Source organism: Halobellus litoreus, from assembly GCF_024464595.1.
Classification (GTDB): domain Archaea; phylum Halobacteriota; class Halobacteria; order Halobacteriales; family Haloferacaceae; genus Haloquadratum; species Haloquadratum litoreum.
Window position 1 is genome coordinate 350,763 of record NZ_JANHAW010000001.1, and the last position, 22,721, is coordinate 373,483.

General features: G+C 68.1%; 24 protein-coding genes. 10 read left to right on the forward strand and 14 right to left on the reverse strand.

Annotation, left to right across the window (positions count from 1 at the left end; translation table 11 throughout):
- Positions 1-8 precede the first annotated feature (8 nt).
- Together NO360_RS01800 and NO360_RS01805 are read left to right on the forward strand one after the other, a co-directional pair.
- Complete coding sequence (locus NO360_RS01800; RefSeq protein ID WP_256305660.1) at positions 9-488, forward strand: DUF456 family protein; 480 nt, start codon at positions 9-11, stop codon at positions 486-488.
- A 187-nt stretch (positions 489-675) separates the two neighbouring features.
- Positions 676-1,167, forward strand: coding sequence for a GNAT family N-acetyltransferase (locus NO360_RS01805; protein WP_256305661.1), 492 nt, complete (start codon positions 676-678; stop codon positions 1,165-1,167).
- 48 nt (positions 1,168-1,215) lie between these two features.
- On the opposite strand, the gene NO360_RS01810 is transcribed toward NO360_RS01805, so the two are convergent.
- From NO360_RS01810 to NO360_RS01820, 3 genes are all read right to left on the reverse strand, one after another.
- Positions 1,216-2,064, reverse strand: coding sequence for an eIF2B alpha/beta/delta subunit family protein (locus tag NO360_RS01810; RefSeq protein ID WP_256305662.1), 849 nt, complete (start codon positions 2,062-2,064; stop codon positions 1,216-1,218).
- Positions 2,065-2,259: 195 nt separating this feature from the next.
- Positions 2,260-2,535, reverse strand: coding sequence for a DUF5822 domain-containing protein (locus NO360_RS01815; RefSeq protein WP_256305663.1), 276 nt, complete (start codon positions 2,533-2,535; stop codon positions 2,260-2,262).
- Positions 2,536-2,624: 89 nt separating this feature from the next.
- Positions 2,625-3,404 carry an alpha/beta fold hydrolase gene (locus tag NO360_RS01820; protein ID WP_256305664.1) on the reverse strand — a complete coding sequence of 260 codons (780 nt, stop codon included), beginning with the start codon at positions 3,402-3,404 and terminating at the stop codon, positions 2,625-2,627.
- Between the two features lie 193 nt (positions 3,405-3,597).
- Here NO360_RS01820 and NO360_RS01825 point away from each other — a divergent pair, with 193 nt between their 5' ends.
- The gene (locus NO360_RS01825) at positions 3,598-3,846 is read left to right on the forward strand and encodes an Hsp20/alpha crystallin family protein (RefSeq protein WP_256305665.1); all 249 of its coding nucleotides are present in this window, start codon (positions 3,598-3,600) and stop codon (positions 3,844-3,846) included.
- Positions 3,843-6,104, forward strand: coding sequence for a CDC48 family AAA ATPase (locus NO360_RS01830; RefSeq protein WP_256305666.1), 2,262 nt, complete (start codon positions 3,843-3,845; stop codon positions 6,102-6,104). Before NO360_RS01825 ends, NO360_RS01830 begins: the two co-directional genes overlap by 4 nt.
- A 48-nt stretch (positions 6,105-6,152) precedes the next feature.
- Here the strand turns inward: NO360_RS01830 and NO360_RS01835 are convergent, their stop codons facing one another.
- The 5 genes from NO360_RS01835 to trmB form a co-directional block, all read right to left on the reverse strand.
- Positions 6,153-7,295, reverse strand: coding sequence for a PAS domain-containing sensor histidine kinase (locus NO360_RS01835; protein WP_256305667.1), 1,143 nt, complete (start codon positions 7,293-7,295; stop codon positions 6,153-6,155).
- Positions 7,296-7,485: 190 nt separating this feature from the next.
- Positions 7,486-7,959 carry a thioredoxin-dependent thiol peroxidase gene (gene bcp / locus NO360_RS01840; protein WP_256305668.1) on the reverse strand — a complete coding sequence of 158 codons (474 nt, stop codon included), beginning with the start codon at positions 7,957-7,959 and terminating at the stop codon, positions 7,486-7,488.
- A gap of 45 nt (positions 7,960-8,004) precedes the next feature.
- A complete protein-coding gene (locus tag NO360_RS01845; RefSeq protein ID WP_256305669.1) occupies positions 8,005-9,033 on the reverse strand; it encodes a DNA replication complex subunit Gins51 in 1,029 nt (342 codons plus the stop codon).
- A complete protein-coding gene (priS, locus tag NO360_RS01850) occupies positions 9,030-10,187 on the reverse strand; it encodes a DNA primase small subunit PriS (RefSeq protein ID WP_256305670.1) in 1,158 nt (385 codons plus the stop codon). Before priS ends, NO360_RS01845 begins: the two co-directional genes overlap by 4 nt.
- A gap of 60 nt (positions 10,188-10,247) precedes the next feature.
- Positions 10,248-11,309, reverse strand: a complete 1,062-nt coding sequence (trmB, locus tag NO360_RS01855) for an HTH-type sugar sensing transcriptional regulator TrmB (protein WP_256305671.1) — start codon at positions 11,307-11,309, stop codon at positions 10,248-10,250.
- Between the two features lie 162 nt (positions 11,310-11,471).
- Here trmB and NO360_RS01860 point away from each other — a divergent pair, with 162 nt between their 5' ends.
- From NO360_RS01860 to NO360_RS01875, 4 genes are all read left to right on the forward strand, one after another.
- A complete protein-coding gene (locus NO360_RS01860; RefSeq protein WP_256305672.1) occupies positions 11,472-12,284 on the forward strand; it encodes an XdhC family protein in 813 nt (270 codons plus the stop codon).
- A 313-nt stretch (positions 12,285-12,597) separates the two neighbouring features.
- The gene (locus NO360_RS01865; RefSeq protein WP_256305673.1) at positions 12,598-13,248 is read left to right on the forward strand and encodes a (2Fe-2S)-binding protein; all 651 of its coding nucleotides are present in this window, start codon (positions 12,598-12,600) and stop codon (positions 13,246-13,248) included.
- Between the two features lie 6 nt (positions 13,249-13,254).
- Positions 13,255-15,684, forward strand: coding sequence for a xanthine dehydrogenase family protein molybdopterin-binding subunit (locus tag NO360_RS01870; protein ID WP_256305674.1), 2,430 nt, complete (start codon positions 13,255-13,257; stop codon positions 15,682-15,684).
- A 2-nt stretch (positions 15,685-15,686) separates the two neighbouring features.
- Positions 15,687-16,676, forward strand: a complete 990-nt coding sequence (locus tag NO360_RS01875) for an FAD binding domain-containing protein (protein ID WP_256305675.1) — start codon at positions 15,687-15,689, stop codon at positions 16,674-16,676.
- Between the two features lie 118 nt (positions 16,677-16,794).
- On the opposite strand, the gene NO360_RS01880 is transcribed toward NO360_RS01875, so the two are convergent.
- Positions 16,795-17,490: an FxLYD domain-containing protein gene (locus NO360_RS01880; protein WP_256305676.1), complete on the reverse strand. Its 696-nt coding sequence runs from the start codon at positions 17,488-17,490 to the stop codon at positions 16,795-16,797.
- A gap of 37 nt (positions 17,491-17,527) precedes the next feature.
- Between NO360_RS01880 and NO360_RS01885 the strand changes: the two genes are divergently transcribed.
- Positions 17,528-18,451: a thioredoxin domain-containing protein gene (locus NO360_RS01885; RefSeq protein ID WP_256305677.1), complete on the forward strand. Its 924-nt coding sequence runs from the start codon at positions 17,528-17,530 to the stop codon at positions 18,449-18,451.
- A gap of 48 nt (positions 18,452-18,499) precedes the next feature.
- Positions 18,500-18,835: a hypothetical protein gene (locus NO360_RS01890; RefSeq protein ID WP_256305678.1), complete on the forward strand. Its 336-nt coding sequence runs from the start codon at positions 18,500-18,502 to the stop codon at positions 18,833-18,835.
- A 37-nt stretch (positions 18,836-18,872) separates the two neighbouring features.
- Here the strand turns inward: NO360_RS01890 and NO360_RS01895 are convergent, their stop codons facing one another.
- The 5 genes from NO360_RS01895 to NO360_RS01915 form a co-directional block, all read right to left on the reverse strand.
- Positions 18,873-19,292 carry a hypothetical protein gene (locus NO360_RS01895; RefSeq protein WP_256305679.1) on the reverse strand — a complete coding sequence of 140 codons (420 nt, stop codon included), beginning with the start codon at positions 19,290-19,292 and terminating at the stop codon, positions 18,873-18,875.
- Positions 19,293-19,424: 132 nt separating this feature from the next.
- Positions 19,425-20,027: a nucleotidyltransferase family protein gene (locus NO360_RS01900; RefSeq protein ID WP_256305680.1), complete on the reverse strand. Its 603-nt coding sequence runs from the start codon at positions 20,025-20,027 to the stop codon at positions 19,425-19,427.
- Between the two features lies 1 nt (position 20,028).
- A complete protein-coding gene (locus NO360_RS01905) occupies positions 20,029-20,451 on the reverse strand; it encodes a hypothetical protein (RefSeq protein WP_256305681.1) in 423 nt (140 codons plus the stop codon).
- Between the two features lie 27 nt (positions 20,452-20,478).
- Positions 20,479-21,579, reverse strand: a complete 1,101-nt coding sequence (locus NO360_RS01910) for a hypothetical protein (RefSeq protein ID WP_256305682.1) — start codon at positions 21,577-21,579, stop codon at positions 20,479-20,481.
- 54 nt (positions 21,580-21,633) lie between these two features.
- On the reverse strand, positions 21,634-22,581 hold the full coding sequence (locus tag NO360_RS01915) for a cytochrome b/b6 domain-containing protein (RefSeq protein ID WP_256305683.1): 948 nt from the start codon (positions 22,579-22,581) through the stop codon (positions 21,634-21,636).
- Positions 22,582-22,721 lie beyond the last annotated feature (140 nt).

Consider the following 22,721-nt stretch of genomic DNA (forward strand, 5'->3'; position numbering starts at 1 on the left):
AGTCCGGTATGGAACTCGTCACCTGGATCGCGCTCGGCGCCGTCGCCCTCGGCGTCGTGGGCTCCGCGCTGCCGCTCCTCCCCGGCGGCGCGCTCTCCGTCGCGGGCGTCCTCACCTACTGGTGGTCGACGGGGTACGCCGAACCGTCGGCGGCCCTCGTCGCGGTCCTCGTCGCCGTCGGGCTGCTCACGATGCTCGTCGACTACTTCGGCGGGGCCATCGCCGCCCGCGCCGGCGGGGCCTCGGCCCTCACGACCGCCGCCGCCGTGATCGTCGGTCTCGTCCTCCTCCTGATCGCCGGCCCGGTCGGGTTCGTCCTCGGGATCGCCGCGACGGTCTTCGCCGTCGAGTTCGCCCAGCACGCCGACGCCGAGACGGGGCTTCGCGTCGCACTGTGGGCGACGGTCGGGGTCCTCGCCTCGACGGTAGTTCAGGTCATCCTGACTGGATCGATCCTCGTCGTGCTCCTGTTCGTCGCGTTCTTCTGAGGTGTCTGTCCGGTCTGAAACGCTCGTCGCGTCGTACGAGACCCTCGACGTGTCCGATTGCGACGATCGTTGCGTCCGTCCACGACGGAAAAGCGCTCGCAGGGCCACCGTCGAGGTTCGGGCCGGCGGAGCGGCAGATTTGCGAACCGACGGAGGAATTATATCGGTCGTGGTTCTATTCTCTCTCGTGAGCGTCAACGTCGAGACGCGGGTGGACGCCCCCGGTTCCGCCGAGTTCGTCGAGAGCACGTGGGACCTCAAAGAGCGAATTCGGAAACGGGAGGGGGTTCTCAAGCAGCGCCGGGCGTTCTTCGTGGACGCGTACCGGCGCGCGAGCGATCACCTGCTCTTCGAGGACGACGAACTCGTCGGGTTCGCGTCGGTCCGACGAGACGGCTACATTCTCTTTTTGGCGGTCGCTCCGGAACGACGCGGCGAGGGGTACGGCAAGCGACTCGTCGCCGCCGCGCTGCAGGACCACGACACGATCTCGTGTCACGCCCGGGCGACGAACGAGGAAGCGCTCTCGTTCTACGAACACCTCGGCTTCGAGATCCAGCGGCGGATCACCGGGTATTACGAGGACGGCGGCGACGCGTACTACCTCCGTCTGGGCGACGGGACGTCGCTGCGGGAGAAGTTCGCGGACTTCTTCCGGCGGTCGGTCGTCGGCGAGTGATCGCCGCCGGACGGGACGAACCGCAGATTCAGTTGGAGTGTCCGCTGACTACAGATTCTCGACGCCGTTGTCGGTGATCACTTCGTCGATCAGTTCGACGGGCGTCGCGTCGTAGGCGGGGTTTTCGATCTCGACGTCCTCGATCGGCTCCAGGGAGATCTCCGCGGGGGGACGGAACTCGTTCTGGAAGACGAACCCGTCGTCGACGATCTTCGCCGCCGACCCGACGACCGTGACCGGCACGTCGAGGTAGTTCGCCGTGGCGATAATGGGGAACGTCCCGACGCGGTTGTACAGGGTGTCGTCGACGATGCAGTCCATCCCGAGGACGACCCGGTCGCACTCCGGGAGAAAGGTCCCGCACGCGCCGTCGACCACGAGGTGCGGTTCGACGCGGTCGACGCCGGCGAGTCGACGCGCGGTCTTTCGCCCCAGAAACCGGGGGCGGGCCTCCGTGACGTACGCCGTGAGGTACGTGCCGTCGCTGGCCGCCCCCTCGACCGCCTCCAGCACGGTCGAAGAGAAGTCGTGTATCAGGAACGTCTCGCCGTCCTCGAAGGTCGGGGCCGCGTTCCTGGCCGCCCGCGACTTCCCCTGCTGAACGTCCTCGACGACCCGGTCGATCACCTCGTCGAGGAGCGACTTGGCCTCCTCGACGCTGTCCTTTCGGTCGACGACGTTCACGAGTACCGTCTCCATCGCGTTGAACAGCGACGCGTGCGAGGGGTTCGCCCGCTTGAGCGCGCTCGCGTTCCGTTCGAGGTCGCGCTCGAACTCCTCGACTGTGGCGTGATCGCGTCCCAGCAGGTCCGAGAGCGCCCGCGTCGCCTTGACGGCGACGACCGACGAACTGTGCGTCTGCATCTCTCGGATCTCCGCGATCGTCTCGTCGATCATAGTCGAGAGTCGGCTACTCGGGTGAAAGAGTTTCCGACGGCGGTGGGTATCGCGGCCAACTCGGACGCCGTCGGCGGGCGGAGGCGTCGAAGTCGCACGCCGGCTTTCGGAGTCGTCTGCGAGACTGATACGCCACCTCAGGAGGCATCGGCGGGATCGAGACACCGCTCTCGGAGCCGCCACGGTCGACGAGTCTCAGTTCTCGCCGCGGTCGATCTCGTCCGGGTCGGAGCCGCCGTCGCCGGCCTCGACCCGCCGCGCGTACGCGAAGACCGCGAGCGCGACGAGGACCCAGACGACCGCCCCGACGCGGATCGCGAACTCGACGCGCGCCCCCCACGTGGGCAGCGGGACGCGGAGCGAGAGCGCGGTGACGACCGGAGCTCCGACCACGATGGTGAGGACGAACGTCGTCTGCATCACCCACCCGTAGTCGACGCCCTCGGGGTCGGAGGTCTCGACAGGTTCCACGGGTTCGTCTTCGAGAGCGCGAGGAAAGACGTGCCGATTTCGGACTGGACAGGTCGGGCTGACGGAGCCGAGCGGCCGACGGCCGGGGCTCACACGGGGACGCGGCGCTCCAGGAAGTCCGACACGGAGTCGTTGAACGCGTCGGCGCGTTCGAGCATCGCGAGGTGGGCGGCGTCGTCGAGGACGGTCAGTTCGCAGTCCGGCAGTTCCGAACAAAGTTCCTCGTGGAAGTACGGCGGCGTCAACCGATCGTACTCGCCGACTATCGCGAGCGTCGGGACGTCGACGGCACCGAGTTCCCCGCGGGAGTCGAACGCGTGGGCCGTCCGGAAGTCCCGTTCGAGAATCGTCTGCCCGGTCGTTCGCAGCGCCGCCTTCGAGACCTCCCGCGTGTCGGCGTCGGCGTCGTGAAAGAGGTGATCCGGTTCGTGGAAGAACTCGACGACCCGCTCGAAGTCCTCGGAGACCCACCGGAGTAGGTCGTCGAGCACCGGCAGCCGCGGCCCCGTGCCGGCCAGGACCATCCCGTCGACTTCCAGTTCCCGCTCGCCGAGCGCCGTCAGGACGACCGCGCCGCCGAGGGAGTGGCCGAAGAGGGCGTCGGCATCGACGGCCTCGGCGACGGCGACGACGTCGTCGACGTACGCCGAGAGCGTCTCGTAGCCGGGTTCGGCCGCGACGTCCTCGCTCTCGCCGTGGCCGCTTAAGTCGAGCGCAACGAGCGGGTACGCCGTCCCCAGTTTCGACTGTGCGCTCCAGACTCGGTAGGTGCCGCCGCTGCCGTGCACGGCGAGTATCGTCGGCCCGTCGGCCCCGCGGTCGAACCGCCGGTAGGCCGTCTCCCGCCCGTGGTGTGAGACCGTCTGCATAGGGTTCCGTTGGGCTGGCGTCGATATAAACCCCCGAGCGCAGTGGGGCGGTCCTCGTCCGCGAACGGGTGCGCCGGGTGGCCGACCCGTCGAACCGCAATTCAACCGGCCGCGACTGATATTCGCCGCCGTGATGCGATTAAGCCGCGAAAGATTTAAATACTTTAGCGACTAACTTGGGGTTAGGAATACGATGAGTATCAAGCAATTAGCCGGTGGAGACGATCGGATCGTCCGCCGGTACGAGTACGACGACAGCTGGGTCCTCGCGGCGGACGTCGGTCTCGCCTCCGAAGACATCGACGTCGACGTCGTCGGCACGACGGCGATCGTCGTGGCCGAGACCGGAGACGAGATCTCCGAAGCGGAGTTCGAGCTTCCCGGCCCCGACGCGTCGGTCGCGACGAACAACGGCGTGCTGATCATCACCGTGGAAAAATGAAGCTCACTGTCAAACCACTCAAGCAGAAGGACGCGGGCCGCGGACTCGCGGCCATCGACCGGCAGGCGGCCGAGGAACTCGGATTAGAGGGCGGCGACTACATCCGGATCGACGGGAGCGGCGGCACCGCCATCGCCCGCGTCTGGCCCGGCTACCCCGAGGACAGCGGCACGGGCGTGGTCCGCATCGACGGCCGACTCCGCCAGCAGGCGAACGTCGGCATCGACGACCGCGTCGAGGTCGAGAAGGCCGATATCAAGCCCGCGAAGCACGTCTCGGTCGCGCTCCCCCAGAACCTCCGCATCAGCGGTAACATCGGGACGCACCTCCGGGACAAGCTCGCGGGCCAGCCCGTCACGCAGGGGCAGAACATCCGCGTGCCCTTCGGCTTCGGCTTCATGTCCTCGTCGAATCAGCCGATCCCGCTGAAAGTCGCCTCGACGGAACCGAGCGGCACGGTCGTCGTCACCGACTCGACCGAGGTGACGATCAGCCAGACCCCCGCCGAGGAGATCCAATCGACCGAGGACGAGGAGGCCGACACGCCGTCGGTCACCTACGAGGACATCGGCGGACTCGACCGGGAACTCGAGCAGGTTCGGGAGATGATCGAACTGCCGATGCGACACCCCGAACTGTTCCAGCGGCTCGGTATCGAGCCGCCGAAGGGCGTGCTCCTCCACGGCCCGCCGGGCACCGGCAAAACCCTGATCGCGAAGGCCGTCGCCAACGAGATCGACGCCTCCTTCCACACGATCTCCGGCCCGGAGATTATGTCGAAGTACTACGGGGAGTCCGAGGAACAGCTCCGCGAGATCTTCGAGGAGGCCGAGGAGGCCGCCCCGGCGATCGTGTTCGTCGACGAGATTGACTCGATCGCGCCCAAGCGCGGCGAGGCCGGCGGCGACGTGGAACGCCGCGTCGTCGCGCAGTTGCTCTCGCTGATGGACGGTCTCGACGAGCGCGGCGAGGTCGTCGTCATCGGCGCGACCAACCGGGTCGACGCGATCGATCCGGCGCTGCGCCGCGGCGGCCGCTTCGATCGCGAGATCGAGATCGGTGTGCCGGACCGCGAGGGCCGGAAGGAGATCCTCCAGGTCCACACGCGGAACATGCCCATCTCGGACGCCGTCGACCTCGACGAGTACGCCGACAACACGCACGGCTTCGTCGGTGCCGACATCGCGAGTCTCGCGAAAGAGGCCGCGATGAACGCGCTGCGCCGCATCCGCCCGGAGCTGGACCTCGAATCCGACGAGATCGACGCAGAGGTGCTGGAGTCGCTGTCGGTGACCGCCGAGGACTTCAAGGAGGCCATCAAGGGCATCGAGCCCTCGGCGCTGCGGGAGGTGTTCGTCGAGGTCCCCGACGTCACCTGGGAACACGTCGGCGGCCTCGAAGACACCAAAGAGCGCCTCCGGGAGACGATCCAGTGGCCGCTCGAATACCCCGAGGTCTTCGACGCGATGGACATGCAGTCCGCGAAGGGCGTCCTGATGTACGGGCCGCCCGGGACCGGGAAGACGCTGCTGGCGAAGGCCGTCGCCAACGAGTCCGAGTCGAACTTCATCTCGGTGAAGGGGCCGGAACTGCTCGACAAGTACGTCGGCGAGTCCGAGAAGGGCGTCCGTGAGATCTTCAAGAAGGCCCGCGAGAACGCGCCCACGGTGGTCTTCTTCGACGAGATCGACTCGATCGCGACCGAGCGCGGCCGCAACACCGGCGACTCGGGCGTCTCCGAGCGCGTCGTCTCCCAGCTACTGACCGAACTCGACGGGCTGGAGACCCTCGAAGACGTCGTCGTCGTCGCGACGACCAACCGGCCGGACCTCATCGACTCGGCGCTGCTGCGGCCGGGACGCCTGGACCGCCACGTCCACGTGCCCGTGCCCGACGAGGACGGCCGACGGGCGATCTTCGCGGTCCACACCGAGGCCAAGCCGCTGGCCGACGACGTCGACCTCGACGAACTCGCCGCGGAGACCGAGGGCTACGTCGGGGCCGACATCGAGGCAGTCTGCCGCGAGGCGTCGATGGCCGCGAGCCGCGAGTTCATCAACAGCGTCTCCCGCGAGGAGGTGGCCGAATCGGTCGGCAACGTCCGCGTGACGATGGAGCACTTCGAGGACGCCCTCGACGAGGTCGCCCCGAGCGTCACCGCCGAGACGCGCGAGCGCTACGAGCAGATCGAACAGCGCTTCCAGACCAGCGAGGTCGAGCGCGAACCAGAGGCCGACGTCAGCCGGACGTTCCAGTAGTCCAGTAGGCCCCGTCCGGACTCGCGCGACGTCGAGTCCTCGCACGGGTCACGACCCTCCCGTTTTTCGATCGATCTCTTCGCGTTCTCCGTCCCGCTCGTCTCCTTTCGGTGGCGATTCACTGTCGGATCGGGCCGAGACGTCGCTCCCGGACGGCGGCTCCCTCGGCGGCAGATACAGTCGGACGGTGTTGCCCCGCGGGCTCCGCCGCTCGAAACTGATCTCGCCGCCGAGTGATTCCACGCACCAGCGCATCACGAACAGCCCGACGCCGGATCCGTGGAAGGTGTTCGTCCGCGCCTCCGGCCGGAACAGCGCGTCGAGTTCGGCGTCTCTGATCGGGGGGTTGGTGTCCGCGACCGCGATTTCGACGCGCCCGGTGTTGGGCGACCGCCCCACGCGGAGTTCCACGGTCGGGCGGGCGTCGTCACTGTGGACGATCGCGTTCTCCACGGCGTGAGTCAGCGCGTGTGAGAAGGCGCTGTCGACGTCGATCCACAGCGCCTCCCGTTCGGTGACCGTCAGCGTCGCCTCGGGGTGGTCCCTTCGGCAGTCCGCGACGACGTCGCGAATCGCGCGAGTGGCCTTGCGAACGCGGCGCTCGCCCGTCGTCGGCGCGACGGCCTGTTGGATCTCTTTGACGGATTCGGCCGTGTCGCCGAGGTCCATCGCGGCCGCGTTTATGATCTCCGCCGCCGCGCGCATCCGGTCTGTGTCCTCGCCGTCGGCGATCTCCTCGGCGTAGCCGGCGATGACCGACGCCTTGTTCCGGAGGTTGTGCCGGAGGATCCGCCAGAACAACTCCTCGCGGTGGGTCGCGTCGTAGTAGTCGGTGACGTCGCGGATCTCCGCACGGACGTACTCCCCTGCGTCGAGTTGCTGGCGAGACAGGTGGACGCGGACCCAGATCAGCTCTCCGTCACCGCGTTTCACCCGCCAGGTGAACGCCTGGGAGTCACCGGACGAGGCCGCGCCGAGTCGCTCGCGGAAGTCCGACGCCGAAAAGCGGTACGTGTTCGCGGTGTAGCGATCCACGTCGAGCGTTCGGAGTTCAACGCGTCCGTACCCGAAGATCGATTCCAGGCGGTCGTTCGCGTCCAGTATCGATCCGTCTCGCGGGTCGTACAACGCGATGCCGACGCGCAGCGTGTCGTACTCGGGTGGGAGCGAGGAATCGGGGTGAGACACCATCCGTTTGGACCCACTTTCGATCAGCCACGCTTAGCACTCACTAAGAGGGCTACGTACCGCTCCCTAGCACTCCGGAGCGCGGACGACCACGCCGAGAGATTTCACCGGAAACGTGGTGTGGTGGGGAGGCATCTCACACCCCGTGGTCGCGGTCCGTTCGGGGCCCTTCCCTCGCCGCTCGTCGCGGGGGTTAGGCCGACGCGTCGAGGCCGTCGAGGTCGTCGAGGATTGCCGACGCGTGCCCCTCGGGTGAAACGCCCTCGTAGGCGAGGACGATATCGCCGTCGGGGCCGACCACGTACGTGTTGCGGAAGACGCCGTCGAAGGTGTTGCCGAACATATTCTTCTCGCCGTAGGAGTCGTAGGCGGTCGACACCGAGCCGTCCTCGTCGGAGAGGAGCGAGAAGGGGAGGTCGTACTCCGCCGCGAAGGGTTCCAGATCGTCGACGGGGTCGTCGCTGATCCCGAGGACGGTCACGCCGCGGTCTTCGAACTCCTCGTAGGAGTCGCGAAAGCCGCACGCCTCGGTCGTACAACCGGGCGTGTCGGCGCGGGGGTAAAAGTAGACGACGACGTACTCGCCGCGGAACGACGACAGCGACACGGTCCGTCCGTCCTGGTCTGGCAACTCGAAGTCTGGGGCGGTCTCACCGATATCGAGCATCGTCCCTACGTTGACGAAGAACCGCTTGAACGTACCGTTCCGCTCTCAGTCGAGTCGCTCGGCGGCGTTCCGGTCCAGGAGCGGCCCCGCGTTCGTCGTCGGGAGCGTCACGACGTCCTCGGATTCGAGGTCGTATTCTCGCTCGTCGACGCCGAGGATCTGCCCGACGTCCTGCGTGATCCGCAGCGTCACTCGCTCCGTCTGCGTCCGCTCGCCGGTCTGAGCACTGTCTTCCGACGGCCCTCGCGCCGTCTCGACGCGGCCCGGAGCGCCGTCGGTTCGCGGCTCTTTGTGCTCCGTGCTCGCCTCTCCGCCGTCGTCGACGACCGGCGTTTCCGTCTCCGTCGCGTCTGGCGGCGCGTCCGGCGGTACATCCGGCGGCACGTCGCCGGTGTCGGAGCCGCCGCCACCGGCCGCTTGCCCGCCGTCGGGGTCGGCGGTCGCGACCGCCGAAGCGGTCTCGGCCGGCGGCGCGTCGCCCCCGCCCATCGCCTCGGTCAGCACGTCGTCGGGGGAGATCGGTTCCCGGTCGGTCGACGCTTCGGTCTCCGCCGCGTTCGGTGAGGCGGCCGACGGGTCCGCCGTCGTCGACTCGGCGGAGCGGGGGTCCGATCGGTCGGCGGCCGCCGTCGCCGGTTCCGATCGATCCGTCTCCGGGGCCGCCTCGCCGCCCGTTCCGTCTCCGCCCTCGCCCGCGAGGACGTCGAGCACGCTCTGTCGGTTCTGCTTGATCCGACTGACGAGATTCTCGAACAGGTCGCGCTCCTCGGCGGTGAGCCCGTTGGTGTCGGCGCTCATATCCGCGGCCGCGAAGGACGCGAGCTTGACGACTTTCCCGACCCGGCGCTCGTAGATGGCCTCGACGACGTCCTCGGCGGTCTCGATCTCGTCGGTCAGCTGTCCGACCTCGGGGTCCGCGAAGGGGTCGTCGGCCGCGTCGGCCGCGCGCCGTCGCTCGGCCTTCCGCGCGGCGATGTAGTCGGCGACGTCCCCGTAGAACGAGTCGCGGAGATGCTGGAGGCTGTCCTTCTGCCGCTCGGTCCGACGGACGCTCCGCAACTCGTCTAAGTTCATTCTTTGATCTTCTCGGCGCGTCCCCGGGTCATCAAGAAGATCCCGAGGCACTCCTCGACAGTTTGCTCTCCCTCCGGGATAGTAAACGTGTCGCCGTCGAACGTCGTCGGCCCCGCGTCCGTCACGTCGACGCCGATCTCCCGACCGCGGAACCGGTCGGGGATCGCGTCCTCGAGCGGCCGGAAGTCGTCGAGTTCCCGGCGGGAGAGCGGCGTCACCGTCAGTCCGGAGCCGCCGTGGAGGCTCCCGGGCAGGCGGATGAGCCGCTTCGTGTCGGTCGTCACCGGTTCGTCGATCGGGGCGGTCTCCGCCTCGACCGCCTCCTCGGTGAGGGCGTCGACGAGGATGCGCGTCCCGGGGCCGCCGGCCTCGACGTTGCCCTCGCGGATCGCCTCGAAGTTGTTCCGGATCTGCCCGAGAATCGTCGTCGCGCGGCCCTCGCCGATCCCGTCGAGTTCCTGTAACCGGTCGAGCGCGTCGCCCTCGTCCATCTCCCGGAGCGCCTCGGCGAGGTCGACGAGTCGGCGGTGGACGCGCGCACCCCACCCGCCCCGCCGGCGGAGCACCCGGCGGGTGGTGCCGCGGTTCGACGCCGTCTCGATCAGCCCGTCGACGTCGAGGTCGATCGCGCGGACGTAGTCGACGATCTCACGGCGGGCCTCGCTGTCGAGTTCCCGCACCTCGGGGTCGCGGACGTGGACGTGGTAGCCGCGGCCGCCGGAGAAGACGACCCTCGTCTCCTCGAACGCGAAGTCGTCGTCGACGAACGAGAGGAGGTTCAGGAGTTCCTCCTTGCACGCGGCGAGCATCTCCGCGTACGTCGTCTCAGTGGGGTCGACGCCGGGGAGGTGGTCGGCGTCGAGGTCGAAGACGAGGTCCGCCGACTGCCAGCCCTTCTCGTCCATCGAACTCGCGCCGGGATCTGAGAATCGGGCCGACGAGAAGTAGACGTGTCGGGGCGCGGTGCGGTGGAGGAAATCGGAGAGGTCGCCGACCTCCAGCAGCGACTGGTGGCGGATCATCCTGGTCGAGCCGGCGCTCCAGGGGATGTGTCCCCACTCGCGCCGTTCGGCCGCGGGCGGCAGGGAGACGTCGCTGCGGCGGTAGTAGTCGCCGAACCGGCCTTCGAGATAGGTCCGCGTGCGCGCCTCCATCGGTCGACGAGGATTGCGGAGCGAGTAGTAAAGCCGTTGCGCCTCGGCGGCGCGTCGCTATCAGGCGAACTGCTCGCGGTCCGGGACGCCGTTGCGCCCCAGGATGATCTCCTGGGCCTCGACGTCTTCGAGCGCGGCCACCAGGCCGCCCACGTCGAGGACGCCGTCGTCGGTCTCCAGTCTGAGTGAGGCGACCTCCTCGGAGGCTTCGATCGTCGCCGTCTGGACCTTCCCCTCGACGACGACGGCGTCGCCGGTCTCGATGTCGCGACCGGTGATCGAGGCGTAGAACGGGCCGTCGAGTTCGCGGACGTCCTTCACGGCGCGGCGGATCGACGCGTAGCGCCGGGGGAACGGCCGCCGCTTGCCGTCGGCCGCGAGCGTCTCCGCGGTCGACCACAGCACCGTCCCGAAGAAGCCCGAGACGAGGAAGCCGAGCGCCGAGCGGTTGAAAATGACGCCGTAGCGTTCGCGGTCGTCGCGGAGCGCGTCCTGCGTCGCGTAGACCGAGTAGTTGCCGTCGGCGACCGCGAGGATCGGCGTGGTGATCCCCCGCCGAGCGCGCGCGACCGTCGCGACCTCCAGGTAATCGAAGTCGTCGGGGTCGGGCGCCCGCGACAGCGGCGTCACCAGCAGGTCGATGCTCACGCCGTCGTCGATGGCGGCCGCGAGGTCCTCGCGGAACCGACGGAGGAGGTCCGGCGTGAGCGACAGTATCAGTTCGTACTCGGCGCTCTCGATGATCTCTTCGACGTACCGAAGGATCGTCGACCGGGACTTGACGAGCGAGACCGCCTCGGTGTCTCGGGCGGGGGCGGTGTACCGCGCTTCCAGTTCCGACACCAGATCGTCGAGCGACTGCTGAACGTTTCCGAAGGCGTCGTCGGGGGCGACCGCGACGATCTTCATCGGGCGCGACTCCCGGAGTTCGACGAGGCCCCGGTCCGAGAGGCTTCGGACGGTGTCGTACACCCGGGGCTGGGGGATCTCCGTTCGGTCGGCGATCTCGGAGGCGGTGAGTTCGCCGTGTTCGAGGACGGCCAGGTACGCCTCGATCTCGTACTCGCCGAGATCGAAGCGCTCGCCGACCCGCTCCAGCGTCGTTCGAAGTTCGTCTGCCATACCGGTAGGTTTCGCTCCCGACACTTACTGTTTACTATGCTTCGAGTAGCACACCGTTTCGGAACGCGGTGAATCGGTACCGAAAGCGAGGGGCGTCCCGCAAGGCTCCCTCCGAGGCCGGGGTGGACAGATATAAGATTCGTCGGACGGTACCGCATCACAATGGCCGAGCACGGAGACGACGACGCGTCGACCGGCCTGTACGGTCGGGTCGAGGAACTGACCGAGGCCGGCGAGACGGTCGCGCTCGCGACCGTGACCGGTGTCGACGGGTCGGCCCCGCAGGACCCCGGTGCGGCGATGCTCGTGCGGGCGGACGGGCGGACCGAGGGCACGGTCGGCGGCGGCACCGTGGAGGAACGGACGCGTCGGACCGCCCTCGAAGCGATCGAGGAGCGGAGTCCCCGCACCGAGCACTGGGAACTGCGCCCCGAGGGCAACACCGGGATGGTCTGCGGCGGCGAGATGGACGTGTTCATCAACGTGATTCCGGGGTCGCAACGGCTGATCGTCGCCGGCGGCGGCCACATCGGGCAGTCGCTCGCGGCGATGGCCGTCGAGTTGGGGTACGACGTGTTCGTCGTCGACGACAGGGAGGCGTACGCCGACCCCGAGCGCTTCCCCGACGCCGCCGTCCACGCCGACGACTACGACGCGGGGATCGAATCGATCGGCGTCACGGACAACACCGCCGTCGTCGTCGCCACCAGAAGCGGGCACTTCGATCGGATCGCCTCCCGGGAGGCGCTCGAACGGGGCGCGTACTACGTCGGACTGGTCGCCTCCGACACCAAGGCTGAACGCGTCGCCGACGGCCTCCGCGAGGACGGCATCGACGAGGGCGACTTCGAGCGGTTCCACTCGCCGGTCGGCCTCGAACTGGGCGGCGGCGACCCCGCCGACGTCGCCCTCTCGATTCTGGGCGAACTCAACCGGGTCCGTCACGGGCTGCATCCGGGCTCGATCGAGTCCTGAGACTGGCGGAGGTGCGTCCGATCGCGTCGGCACCACGCCTGCAGGATTTCGCCGTATCGCCGCGGCCGGCGGTGTGCAAGCGTCCCAATGAGATGTTCCGATCGAGCGGTCGATAGCTGCCGTCTGTCGGCCTCGGAACTGTGGTCCCTCCGCATCGAATCCGTCGTCTCGCCGAATCGAATCCGACGCCACTCCGCGTCGAAACTGCCGGCTTCAGGCGGCAGCGGATGAAATGACAATTATCTGATTTGTCAACTGGACACCCCTTCCGGAGGCCGAATCTATATAAACGTGTGTGAAAGATAATCAAGGTATGTCTACGACAGATGCACCGGACGAGTCAGCGCCTGAGGCGGGCGACGACTCGGGAGGGCCATCCCGCCGCGACATCATCAAGGGGACGATCGGCGGGACGCTCGTTGCGGCGAACGCGTACCTGTTCAACAACATCAGGCAAACGTCCGCAGCGGGCGACGGCTCGCCGGGCGTTCGAGAGCGGTTCTCGAACCAACTGAAGCTGACGGTCAACGGCCGGGAACGCTTCGTCAGGGTCGAAGACCAGGAGCGACTCGCCGAGACGCTCCGGTACAAACTCGGGCTGACGGGGACGAAGTTCGGCTGTGACCGGGCGATGTGCGGGGCCTGCACCGTACAGGTCGAGGGGGACCCGCTGTACAGTTGTACGTACTTCACGAAGGACGCCGTCGGCAAGGAGATCACGACGATAGAGGGCCTGTCGGAGGGGGGCGAACTCCACCCGATCCAGGAGTCGTTCATCGAAGAGCTCGGCGGGCAGTGCGCGTTCTGCACGCCCGGGATGATTATGTCGGCGAAGTCGCTGCTGGAGGAGAACGGCGACCCCTCCCGCGAGGAGGTCAAAAACGCCCTGGAGGGCAACCTCTGTCGATGCGGCAACTACGAGAACGAGATCGACAGCGTCCTCTCGGCGGCCGAGCGGATGTGATCACCCGTGTCAAACCACAACTACGTCGGAAACGACTTCGAGGTCCCGGACGGCCGGGCGAAGGTGACCGGTGAGGCAAAGTACGCCGACGACTACCAGTTCGACAACCTTCTGCACGCGAAGACCGTCAAGAGCCCGTACGCACACGCGAGAGCGCGGAGCATCGACACTTCCGAAGCGGAGTCGATGTCGGGCGTGCAGGCGGTCATCACCCACGAAGACGTCCCGGACTCGGCCATCGGACAACCGGCGCTCGCCGAAGAGCCGCTGACGTTCGGGTATCCGGTCGCCGCGGTGGCCGCCAACGACGAGTACACCGCGGCCGCGGCCGTCGAAGCTATCGACGTCGAGTGGGAGGTCCTCGACCACGTCGTCGACCCCGTCGAGACGCTCAAACCGGGCAGTCCGAACGCCCGGCCGGAAGGCAACGTCCCCACGGGCGAAGCCGCCGGCGAGAGCGCCGAGGGCCAGGGCGGCGGCGAGGCCGCGGCGGACACGATCAAGTGGAGCGACGCCGACTTCAGCGGCGACTTTCCCGAGAACCCCGGCGAGTTCACGATGGAGTGGAACTGGGGCGAGGTCTCGGAAGGGTTCGAGAACGCCGACACGGTCTACGAGGACACGGTCAAGGCCCAACCGCAACCCACGAACCCGATGGAACCGCGTTCGACCGTCGCCGAGTGGGGCGCGGACGGCCACGTCACCATCTGGGGGTCCAGTCAGAGTATCAGCCTGACGCACACGGGCGTCGCGGGGATGATCGGCAAACCGCCGACGGAAGTCACGTTCATCTGCAACTTCGCCGGGGGCGGGTTCGGATCGAAGGGGACCGCCTACCCGCAGATGGCCGTGCCGGCGTTCCTCTCCCGAGAGGTAAATCGACCGGTCAAGATCCGCGGCACCCGGCGCGAGGAGTTCCACTGGGGGAACGGCCGCGCGACCTTCGTCGCGAAAACGCGAGTCGGACTCGACTCCGACGGGACGATCACGGCGCTCGAAATCGACGCGGTCGGCGACGCCGGCGCGTACTCCTCGGACGCGCTGTCGACGCTCAGTTCAGGGTTCAACTCGCTGACGCAGTGCTGGCAGCCCGAGACGCTTCGGTTCCGCGGGATCGGCGTGTTCACCAACACGCCCAAGCGGTGGCCACAACGCGGCCCCGGACAGAACCAGGCGGCGCTGGCGGTCGCGCAGGTGATGGACGAGGCGGCCAAGCAGGCGGGATTGGACCCGCTGGACGTCGTGCTGCAGAACGCCCCGGAGAACCGGGATCCCGCGGGTGCAGAGCGGCTCCCGATGACCAGCGCGTATCTCGGCGAGGCCTACGAACTGGCCGCCGACGCGATCGATTACGAGGAGAAGCGATCCCGCTCGGGAACCAGAGAGGGTTCGAAGGTGTACGGCGTCGGGATGGCGTCGGCGTCGCACCAGTCGGGGTACATCGGGTTCGACGGCCTCATTGTCGTCCACACCGACGGCACCGTCGAAGTGCGTCAGGGTGCCGGCAACCTCGGCACGGAGAGTTTCGCCGCGGTCGCGCGGATGGCCGCGGACACGATGAACGCCGACTGGGAGGACGTCGAGGTCTCCTGGGGGAGCAGCGACAAGTCCTCGTTCACGCTGGGGCAGTTCTCGTCGAACACGACGTTCACCGAGGGACTGGCCAACGTGAAGGCCGCCGAAACGGCCGTGCAGTACCTCAAGGAGCTGGCGGCCGCCGAACTCGGCGGCTCGGCGGACGCCTACAACGTGGAGAACCACGAGGTCGTCCACGGGGAGTCCGGGCAGTCCATCACGTTCGCCGAGGCCGCCCAGGCCGCCGTCGAGGCCGGCGGCAAATACTCGGCCGAGGAGATCCCCCAGCAGTACCAAGAGAGCCTGGTCCCGTTGACGATCGCCGCCGCGAGCGACGCGGTCGGGCAGGGGCTCGTCGCGTTCGGGAAGAGCACGGGCGAGGACCTCGACGGGTTCGTCACCTCCTTCGCAGGGGCCATCGCGGAGGTCTCGGTCGATCTTGAGACCGGCAAGATCACCGTCGAGGAGATGGCCAACTACAACGATTCGGGGACCGTCGTCCACCCCGAAAGCTTCGAGGCGCAGATCGAAGGCGGTGCCATACAGGGGATCGGCTACACGCTCTACGAGCAGTACCGCCACGACGACGGCACCGGGATTCCGGTGAACACGGACCTCTACAAGAGCAAGCCGCCGTCGATACACGACTACGTCGCCGGCGACCTCCACGTCGGCGCCGTCGGGGAACCCGATCCGTTCGGCCCCTACGGCGCCAAGGGCGTGGGCGAACCGCCGTACGGCGCTGCCTCCGGGGCGGTCGCCGCGGCGGTCAAAGACGCCCTGGGAACGACCTTCAACGAGTTCCCCGTCACCCCCGACAAGGTGCTCGAGAAGGTCCGCGCCGGGGAGGTGGACATCTAACCATGCAACAAGACATGATCCCGCCGCTCGAGCACATCGACGCCACGAGCGTCGACCATGCCGTGCGGCTCCTGGACGAACACGGCAGCGACGCGGCAACGATCGCGGGTAACACCGACGAGATCAACTGGCTGAAGAACCGCGATCGGACGCCGGAGGTCCTCGTCGACCTGAAGCCGATCGAGGAGCTAAAGGAGATCACCGAGACGAGCGGCGGCGGCATCCGCCTCGGCGCGCTGGCGACGCTGTCGGACGTCGAGAGCCACGACGCGGTCACCGACGGATTCTCCGTGCTCGCGGACGCGATGGGCGAGATCGCGACGCCCCAGATCAGAAACCAGGGGACGATCGGCGGCAACCTCACGCAGGACTCCCGCTGTTGGTACTACCGCGGCGGCTTCGACTGCTACCGCGCGGGCGGGAACACCTGCTACGCGATCACCGGCGAGTCGAGCGATCACGCGGTCACGGACTACTCGCGGTGTATCACCGCACACCCCTCCGACGGCGCGGTCGCGCTCATCGCGCTCGGTGCCGAGGTCGTCGTCAGCGGTCCGCGCGGCGAACGCCGGGAGCCGCTCTCGGAGTTCTTCGTCGGTCCCGAGGACAACATCACGGTGATGAACGACCTCGCGCACGACGAGATCCTCACGCACATCGAGGTGCCCAGCGACTGGCGCGGCACGAACTTCTACTTCGAGAAGGTTCGGGGCCGGGACTCCTGGGACTTCGCGATCGGAAACATCGCGGCGGCGGTCAAGAAGAGCGGCAACACGGTCTCGGACATCCGGCTGGTCGCCAACGGGTTCGCGCCGACGCCGAAGCGTCTGCGGACCGCCGAGCGGTCGATCCGCGGCAGCCGCCTCTCCGAGAGCAACATCGAGGCGGCCTCGGAGAACGTCCTGCCGAACGCCGCGCCGCAACCGGACAACGAGTACAAACTGAACCTCGCGGACAACCTCGTCAACCGGGCGCTCAACAGCGTCGCCTGAGCGGACGGGGCCGACCTTCTCCGCGTCGGTCAGCACGCCCGACAGCCGCGGGGCCAAACAGCCACGACGCCCGTCGGCTACGCGATCGGAAGCCGGACACCCGCCAGCGGCAGGACGATCAGGCGTCGTCGACCGGGACCGCTCGCACCCCGAAGTCGTCGAACTCCTGGGCCAGGCTGGGGACGTCGCCGACGGTGCGGAACGTGATCCTGAACGGGACCGACTCGCCCGGCGGTATCGCCCGGTTCGGCCTGGTCCTCCGCGCACCGATCACGTTGCCGTCCGCGTCGTAGAAGGCGACGACGACCTCCGACGCTCGGGCCTCGCTCCCGTCGTTGGAGACGGTTCCGGAGACGACGACGCGGTTCTGCGAGCGGTCGGTGACGGACGCCGCTGCGGTCAGGTCCGCGCTCCCCGCGGACGCGCGGTCGGCGGCAACCGAGACGTCGTAGTCGTCGACGTCGCCCTCTGCGTCGTAGTGGACGTCGAACGGTGCCGACGAACCGGGGGCGATCGGTTCGCCCAGCGCGCCGCCGACAGCCTCACCGACCGCCTCCCCGTCGCGGTAGTACGTCACCGTCACCGTCACGTTCCCGATCGGATGCGACTGGCCGTTGCGGACCTCGCCGACGACCGTCGGTCGCCCCAGGCGGTCGAGGTGGTACGTCGTTCCCTCGACCGTCGTCTCGCCGGCCAGCGGCGCCGACGGCGCGTCGACCTCGCCGGTGACGAGTATCTCCACGCCCACGAGCCCCCCGTACGTGAGCCCGGCCGCCAGCACCGCGCCGATGAGGACCGCCTTGGCGTCGACCATCCATCGTAAGAGCGGGCGCAGCGGACATAAACGCTGGGTGCAGTTCGCGACGCGCCCGTCCGAGGCGCTCTCGGAGCCACCGGGTTCTTTGTCCGCGCTCTCCTGTGGGGAGACGATGGTGGAGATCGACGTCTACGACGACCCCCTGAACCCGATCGGGTGGGGGATGCAGCCGGCCCTGCGGCGACTCAGATACGAGTGCGTCGACGCCGACTGGCGACGGCGACCGGTCGTCCTGGTGCCCGACTGGGACCGATACGCCGGGCCGGAGTTCCCGGGGGGGCGCCGAACCGCGCCGGCGACCTGCCTTCGGGTCGCCGAGGAGACGGGGATGCCGATCGACGAGTACCTCTGGTTCGAGGACGCTCCCGAGGGCTCCAGACCGGCCTGCGAGGGAATCGAAGACGTCACCGAACCCGGGAGCGAGGCGCGGTCGCGGCTCTTCCGCGCCGCTCGGGAGGCGACGTTCCTCCGGCAGACCAACCTCGACAGCGACGACGCCGTTCGGGAGGTAATAGCCGAAACTCTCGGTCCCACGGCGGCCGAGAGGTTCCGCCCGGAGTCCTCCGATCCCGCTTCGCCGGGGCGTTCGTCGGCCCTCGCGCCGCCGGAGTGCTCGTCCGTCGACGGCGTCGAGATCGTCGATGAGCGGCCGGTCCTACCGACGGTCGTCGTCAGCGGCCCGTCAGGGCAAGCGGGCCGGTCAGGACGGGCGGGAATCGACGACCTCCGACGGCTCGTGACCGAGGTCGGCGGGTCGCCGGAGACGGACGCGTCGCCGTCGATCGAGTCGCTCGTCGACGAGTTCTCGCCGGAGGGGTGGCTCTGTGGGACCGAGTTGGCGGCGCTGACGGGGCGATCCTACGACGACGCCCTCGACGCCGCTGCGGCGCTCCCCGGGACCGAGACGAGGGAGTTCGCCGCGGAAACGTTCGTCCGCCGCGAGAGCGCGGAACGCTGATGCGGTCTCCACGCCAATCGAACCCCAACGGGAGGAGTTCGTAATCAGATGTCGCTCAACGTCTTCGAGCTGCGCGGGGTCTACGTCTTCGACGCCGGCGAGGGATCGGTGCCGCCGTCGCTCTCGCGCTACTACAACGACGCAGCAGACCGGTTCGAGGTCCCGAACGAGGCCGACCTCGAAGCGCTCGACACCGAGTGGCGGATCGTCACGGACCTCGACGCGTACCGCGTCGTCTTCGACGGCGACCCGCCGAGCGAGTTGCAGTCGGCGGCGTTGTTCGTCGAGGAAGCGCCGCTCCGGACGACGGTTCTGTGTCCGGATCGAGAGACGGTCGAGCGCGCGCTCGCGGCCGGCGGCAGTCGAGTCGACGACGACGAGTGAGCGCGCGTTCGGCTCGGAGCGACTGTTGTTCGCTCGGTCACCCGCTCAGTCGGACCGACAGTTCCGCGCCCGCGAGTCCGAACACCGACCACGCGATCGTCAGGACGGCCAGCACCCCGAACGTCACCGGCCACAGCGTCACGCCGAACGTCGTCGTGATGAACCCGGACCAGGCCCCGAACAGGCCCAACACGAGCACGAGGATCGTCGTCGTGATCGCCGCGAGCGCCCCGGCGACGACGCCGGCGACGCGCTCCTCGCCGACCGGTGAGAGCCGGGCCGCGACGGTGCCGCCGACGAGCGGCCACCCGACGAGGAGGACCACGAAGCCGACGACCCCCCCGATCTGCAGGCCGAACAGGTGGAGGAGCCCCAGCACGACGATCACCGCGGCACCCACGACGTCCGGTGATGCTCTCAGTCCTCGGGATTCTGACTGTGTGACACTCGTTGCCATAGTACGCGGTTTCTCGCGGTACGAGGATAAAAATGTCGCCGCGAGAACCGAAAGAGCGCCCAGGCGCTTCGCCGTCTCCCGATTCGAAGCGTCGCGCCACGCCTGGCGGTCAGCGATACAGGTCCACCCGACTCAGATCGGCTCGTACCGCTTCACCAGGTCCCAGTACTCCGAGGGGGTGTCGACGTCGGCGAAGATCCGCTCGTCGTCGACCGGGACCTCGCGGGTGTCGGTGTCGTCGGCGCGAACGACAGCGCGCGCGCCGCGGTCCTCGGGCGCGTTCAGCAGGGCGTCGAAGGCGCTCGACGCGAAGAGCGGCGGGTGTCCGCGCCCGCCGTCGGTGGTGGGGACGAAAACGTCGCCGCCGCCCGCGACGGACGCTGCGAGGGTCTCGACGACAGACGGCGGCGTCAGTGGACAGTCGACCGGGTTCAGCAGGACGCCGGTCGCGTCCCGCTCTTTCGCCTGCTCGACGGCCACGCGGACCGACGAGAGCATTCCGGTCTCGTACGCCGGGTTCTCTCGGACGGTGGCGGCCGAGAGGTCCGCGCGAGCGCGCACTTCCGACGCCTCGTGCCCGAGCACGACCACCGGTTCGACGCCGACTCCGGCGTACGTGTCGACGAGTCGCTCGACGAACCGCTGGCCGTCGAAGGTCAACAGGGGTTTCGGGAACCCGCCCATCCGCGTCGACTCGCCGGCGGCCGTGATGGCGGCCACGAGGTCCTCGGCCATTTCACTCTGCGGGGTCTCGTTCGAGGTGTCCCGTCAGTTCGTCGAGGAAGAAGAACTTCATCATCACCGACTGGAAGACCGCCATCCCGTTGAGGTTGTCCGCCATCGGCGAGGTGACGGACTCCTGCTCGCCGAGGAGCTGGAGGACGGTCCGCGCCTCGTCGATCTCGGACGCCATATCGTCGAGGAAGGCCCGGTAGTTTTCGGTGTCGAACTCGTCGTGATGGTCCGGAACCGCCAGCGCGGCCTCGTACCCGTCTTCGAGCCCGGAGTCGAAGTCGGCGACGTAGTCTTTGGTCTGGCTGGTCCCCGCCTTGACCGTCTCGCGATCGATCCCTTCGCCGGCGAAGGAGATGAGGTACTCGTAGGCGATCTCGATCCGCTCGATCGCGTCACGCAGGTCTGACGCCGGGGTTTCAGTCATAGCGTAGCGGTTTGGTAGCTCGGGACATTATTCTTCGGGAACCCGGGTCCACGCGCCGGTTGTCTCCCGTTTCACCGACCCCTCGCGTTTGAGCCGGTGGAGCGCGATCCGGCAGGTTTCCGCCGTCACGTCGAGACAGGCGGCGATCTCCGGCGTGAACGCCGTCCGGAGCGTCCCGAGAACGTCCAGGGCGCGTTCGCCGTGATCTTCGGGGCTGAAGCTCTCGGCGTTGAGCGCGTCGGTTCCGTACTGTTGCATCACGTTTCGACTGTGGGTCTCCGTGCGCTCTCCCGTGTCGCCGAGGTCGGGGTCGTGGGTCCGGATCGCCTCTCGCAGGGCCGGGAAGCCCGCCGCGCCGTCGACGATAGTCGTTCCGGCGGGTCCGTCGATTCGGTACACCGGCGCCGCGAAGACGGCGGCTTCGGTCCGTGACGGCGCGTCGTCGGGGCTGTCGGTACCCCCACCGTCCGTATCGCTATCGCCGCCGCCGGCGTCGAGGTCCGTGCCCTCCTCAGTGCTCGAATCGGTGTCGAACGCTGACTCCGAGCGGGTACCCGTCCCGGGACCGTCGAGACAGCTTCGGGGCCGCAGCGGCTCCGTCCCGGGCGTTCCGCGGACGTCGACCGCTGGGAGCAGCGAGACGGTCCGTCGGGCGCGTTCGAGGTCACGGCCGACCGCCGCCGTGGCGCGACGACCGCCAACCGCGTCGGCGACGCGTTCGGCGTCGACGCCGACCGAAGACGTTGCGAGGGCCCCCACATCCTCCGGAGTCGCCGGCGGATCACCGCCCGCGAACGTTCGGTCGGCTATCGCGCGGGCGAGATCGAACGCGGCTGCCGAACCGCCCGCCTCCCGCGCGGCGGCGACCGCCTCGCAGGCCGGCCACGACGAGGGGAGGCCGTCGGCGGTCAGGGCCGAGTCGACCGGCATCTCGCCCGTATTTTCGAACCGTTCCCGGTCGCCGGCTGCGGCGTCTTCGCCCCCGATCGGGGTCGGGATCGAGACGAGACAGCGGTAGCGGCGGTCGACGTCGTCGAAGGCGTGGCGCAGTCGGGACTGAGTCGGACGGTTGCGATACGCGGCGACCGAGAGCGGGTCGGAGAACAGCGTAACGGAAACGTCGGACATAGTATGGGATCGGATGTCGGTCAAAAAGCGCTGGCGGTCGGGATCACCCGCTCCTCACTTCGATTCATCGGGATCGACGTCGCCGCCGTCCGTGGCCTTCGAGCCGCCGATCTGCCAGGACTTCGGCGAGTACTTCTCGGCGTACTCCTCGACGGTGACGCGGCCCGTGATCATACTCTTCGTGATCGCCCACTCGTTCGGCCGCAGCGCGAAGTAGATGTGACCCATCACGAGCGCCAGGAGCGCGACGGCGAAGAAGTCGTGGAAGACGAAACTCCAGGCGATCAACCCCGGCGCGTCGGCCGTCCCGAGGCCGAACGAGATCCCGAGGAACGAGAACTCCCGCGTGGCGGCCCACAGCGGCTCGAGGCTCACCCGGCGCAGGAGGACGAAGCCGGTCGCGATCACGGCGAGGGACGCGCCGGTCACCCCCCAGTGGAGCAACTTCTGTGCGCTGGGATACTCGAACTGTCGGGGGTACTCGTCGGTCATCCCCACGAGGTTCTTGAAGCGTCGCCAGAGGTCCTTGGCGTCAGCGACGCCGAACCACATCTTCGACCAGGTCCCCTTGTAGGCGACGTGGCCGAGGTGGAAGACGACGTAGCCGAGGAGGACGACCGCCGAGACGATGTGGACGTCCAGCCACGACAGCCCCGGGATCGCTCGCAGCGTCACCTCCGTGTTCATTATCACGAATCCCGAGAGCATCAGCGCGAAGATGGCGATGGCCATCACCCAGTGAGAGGCCCGCTGTGCGAGCGTGAAGCGCTTGATCTCGTCGACGCCCTGCTCTTCGAGGGAGTGTTCGACCTCGGACTTCGACGGGTCGTCCGCTCGCGACGTGTGGTCCGTCGGGTTCCACAGCTCTCGCAGCACGTAGTGTACGAGGAACGTGAGCGTCCCGATGAACGCGAACACGAGCAGGATGTCCCAGCTCAACCCGACGATGACTTCCCGCCCCGCGCGCTGAGCATATCTGAATATCTCGATCCCGAATGGCATAACATAACGATAATCATGCCAAGACTTAAACTTAGGGTCCCCGGAATGTCCCGAGAGACTGCATACCAGCGTCGTGTGCCTATTTCGGCCGGGCGGGCGGTCCGGAAAAAAGTCGAGGCGAGACGTCGCCGGGTGGTGAG